The organism is Paraburkholderia sp. SIMBA_054, assembly GCF_046534875.1.
Taxonomy (GTDB): domain Bacteria; phylum Pseudomonadota; class Gammaproteobacteria; order Burkholderiales; family Burkholderiaceae; genus Paraburkholderia; species Paraburkholderia hospita.
The window spans coordinates 1-271 of record NZ_JAWRXV010000813.1 but is presented as its reverse complement, the minus strand read 5'-3'; the positions used below and the strand labels follow the sequence as shown (position 1 = coordinate 271).

General features: G+C 58.7%; 1 protein-coding gene. It reads right to left on the bottom strand.

Going from position 1 to position 271, the window contains the following annotated elements; genetic code table 11:
• Nucleotides 1-271: amidohydrolase family protein (locus tag SB822_RS57360; protein WP_410859144.1), on the bottom strand; the 271-nt coding region annotated here is incomplete at both ends.

The following is a 271-nucleotide window of genomic DNA, read 5'->3' as shown; positions in this document are numbered from 1 at the left end:
GCCATTTCCTTGAACGTGCGCTCGTTCCAGCCGGTAATCGCCATGTGGAACGAATAATCGGTGCGCGACTTGCCAGCCTTCTGGAACCACTCCTGAAGCGCGTCGCGCAGATTGCCCTCAGAATCCGGCAGCACGAAATCGACCACCATCGTCGTCCCGCCGGAAAGGGCAGCCGCCGTTCCAGTATCGAAGTCGTCGGAAGAATAGGTCCCCATGAAGGGCATTTGCAGATGGGTGTGCGGGTCGATGCCACCCGGCATGATATAACAGC